Below are 3,164 nucleotides of genomic sequence, written 5' to 3' on the forward strand. Positions count from 1 at the left end.
GAACTTTCATCCCTCTCTTCTTTGATTTATTTATAAAATCTTATTTTTCTGTCAAGGCTGCAAGTCCTGGAAGAACTTTACCTTCAAGAAGTTCCATTGATGCTCCACCACCAGTAGAGATCCATGAGAATTTGTCTGCGCGACCAAGGTTGATCGCTGCGGCAGCTGAGTCACCACCACCAATGATTGATTTAACTCCTGGTTGTTTCACGATAGCGTCCATCACACCAATTGTTCCAGCTTGGAAGTCTGGGTTTTCAAACACACCCATAGGTCCGTTCCATACAACTGTTTTGGCACCAGTCAAAGCTTCGTCAAATTTAGCGATAGATTTTGGACCGATATCAAGGCCAAGGAAGCCTTCAGAAACTGCTTCACCTTCAGTGTCACGCACTTCAGTGTAGCCAGCAAATGCGTTAGCTTCTTTTGAGTCAACTGGCAAGATCAATTTACCGTTTGCTTTTTCAAGAAGAGCTTTCGCAACATCCAATTTGTCTTCTTCTACAAGTGAGTTACCGATTTCGATACCTTGTGCTTTGTAGAATGTGTAAGTCATACCACCACCGATAAGGACTTTGTCAGCTTTTTCAAGCAAGTTTTCGATAACACCAATCTTGTCTGAAACTTTTGAACCACCAAGGATAGCTACGAATGGACGTTCTGGAGTTTCAACTGCTTCTTGGATGTAGGCAATTTCGTTTTCAAGAAGGAAACCAGCAACTGCTTTTTCAACGTTTGCTGAGATACCAACGTTAGATGCGTGTGCACGGTGAGCTGTACCGAATGCATCGTTTACGAAGATACCATCTCCAAGTGATGCCCAGTATTTACCAAGTTCAGGATCGTTTTTAGATTCTTTTTTGCCGTCAACATCTTCGTAACGAGTGTTTTCAACCAAGAGAACTTGTCCATCTTCAAGAGCGTTGATAGCTGCTTCCAATTCAGCACCACGAGTTACACCTGGGAAAACAACATCTTGACCAAGTTTTGCTGCCAAGTCTGCCGCTACAGGAGCAAGTGATTTACCAGCTTTATCAGCTTCTTCTTTCACACGTCCAAGGTGAGAGAAAAGAATTGCACGTCCACCTTGTTCGATGATGTACTTAATAGTTGGAAGAGCTGCTGTGATACGGTTGTCGTTAGTGATTACGCCATCTTTCAATGGTACATTGAAGTCAACACGAACGAGGACTTTTTTACCTTTCAAGTCAACGTCTTTAACAGTAAGTTTTGCCATGTTACAAAAACCCCTTTATTTATTTTATTCGAAACTATTATATCACACTTTGGAAATATAAGGAAAGATTTCACAAGATTTTTCGATATTTAATCTTTGTGGCATGCTAGAGTATATTATTTTTGCTTTTTCTAACGAATTTTCTTTCTAAAATCTTAGCTTAACACTTGTTAGATTTACTTTTATCCTTTAAAATAGAATAGGAGAAATTCCGTTATTATTTTTCGGAGGAAAAAGAAATGTCCATTAATTGGCAGGAAATTTTATTTCACTTTTTAGGTGGTCTGGGACTATTCTTATATAGTATCAAGACCATGGGAGACGGTTTGCAACAAGCTGCTGGAGATCGCCTTCGTTTTTACATTGACAAGTACACTAGCAATCCCTTTTTAGGTGTTCTAGTCGGAATTGTCGTTACTGCCCTGATTCAGTCAAGTACAGGTGTTACAGTTATCACGGTTGGACTGGTCAGTGCTAGTCTTCTAACTCTTAGACAGGCTATCGGAATTATCATGGGAGCCAACATCGGAACCACAGTTACTTCCTTTATCATCGGTTTCAAGCTTGGTGAGTATGCTTTACCCCTGATTTTCCTTGGAACCATGTTCCTCTTCTTTACCAAAAATAGAACAGCAAACAATATCGGGCGCATCCTGTTTGGTGTAGGGGGAATCTTCTACGCCCTCAACCTCATCAGTGCCGGTATGAGTCCTCTTAAAGATTTACCACAATTCAAGGAATACATGGTAACCTTGGGACAAAATCCTGTGTTGGGAGTTTTTGCCGGTGCAGTGATTACCGTCCTCATCCAAGCTTCTTCTGCGACAATCGGGATTTTACAAGGGCTCTATGCAGGTGGATTCCTTGACCTTAAAGGTTCTCTACCGGTTCTCTTCGGGGATAATATCGGGACAACCCTAACAGTTATCATCGCGGCAGCTGGAGCCAATGTCTCTGCGAAACGCGTTGCTGCAACCCATGTTACCTTTAACGTTTTAGGGACTATTCTTTGCTTAATCTTATTAGGTCCATTTACGTCTATGATTGAGTACTTCCAGGCACTCCTTCACCTCTCACCTGAGATGACCATCGCCTTCTCTCATGGTGCCTTTAACGTAAGTAACACCATTGTACAATTTCCATTCATCGGAGCCTTGGCCTACTTTGTAACCAAGCTCATCCCTGGTGAAGATGAAGTTGTCAAGTACGAGCCACTTTATCTTGATGAGCATTTGATTAAACAAGCACCATCAATCGCTCTCGGAAATGCCAAAAAAGAACTCCTTCACTTGGGAAATTATGCTTCTAAAGCCTTTGACCTTTCATACAACTACATCATTGGCCTCAATGAAAAAGTTGCTGAAAAAGGCCACAAGACAGAAGAAGCCATCAATACCATTGATGAAAAATTGACTCGTTACCTGATTACCCTTTCAAGTGAAGCCCTTAGCCAGAAAGAAAGTGAAGTGCTGACCAACATCCTTGATTCATCCCGCGATTTGGAAAGAATTGGGGATCACGCAGAAGCACTAATCAATCTGACTGACTACCTTCAACGTAAAAATGTCGAGTTCTCTGAAGCTGCTTTACAGGAATTGGCTGATATCTATCAAAAAACCACTGGCTTTATCAAGGATGCCCTTGATAGCGTGGAAAACAATGATATTGAAAAAGCTCAAAGTCTGATTGAACGCCATAAAGAAATCAACAATATGGAGCGTGTTCTCAGAAAGACCCACATCAAACGCCTCAACAAGGGCGAGTGTTCAACACAAGCTGGGGTCAACTTTATCGATATTGTTTCCCACTACACTCGTGTATCAGACCATGCTATGAATCTGGCTGAAAAAGTCATCGCTGAACAAATCTAATGCTCTTCGAAAATCAAATTCAAACCACGTCAACGTCGCCTTGCCGTACTCAAGTA

At 41.6% G+C, this 3,164-nt stretch carries 2 protein-coding genes; one reads left to right on the forward strand and one right to left on the reverse strand.

All coding sequences use genetic code 11. The features are described 5' to 3' along the window. Window positions 1–40: 40 nt before the first annotated feature. Window positions 41–1,237, reverse strand: coding sequence for a phosphoglycerate kinase (locus ADI58_RS08915; RefSeq protein WP_001096743.1), 1,197 nt, complete (start codon window positions 1,235–1,237; stop codon window positions 41–43). A 239-nt stretch (window positions 1,238–1,476) separates the two neighbouring features. On the opposite strand from ADI58_RS08915, the gene ADI58_RS08920 reads away from it, so the two are divergent. Then, on the forward strand, window positions 1,477–3,108 hold the full coding sequence (locus ADI58_RS08920) for a Na/Pi cotransporter family protein (RefSeq protein ID WP_049522307.1): 1,632 nt from the start codon (window positions 1,477–1,479) through the stop codon (window positions 3,106–3,108). Window positions 3,109–3,164: the final 56 nt, after the last annotated feature.

Origin of the sequence: Streptococcus mitis (assembly GCF_001074635.1) — a bacterium.
GTDB lineage: Bacteria > Bacillota > Bacilli > Lactobacillales > Streptococcaceae > Streptococcus > Streptococcus mitis_E.

Coding starts and splice junctions, on each gene's coding strand:
- ADI58_RS08915 (WP_001096743.1), bottom strand. CDS start 1,237: ATGGCAAAACTTACTGTTAAAGACGTTGACTTGAAAGGTAAAAAAGTC.
- ADI58_RS08920 (WP_049522307.1), top strand. CDS start 1,477: ATGTCCATTAATTGGCAGGAAATTTTATTTCACTTTTTAGGTGGTCTG.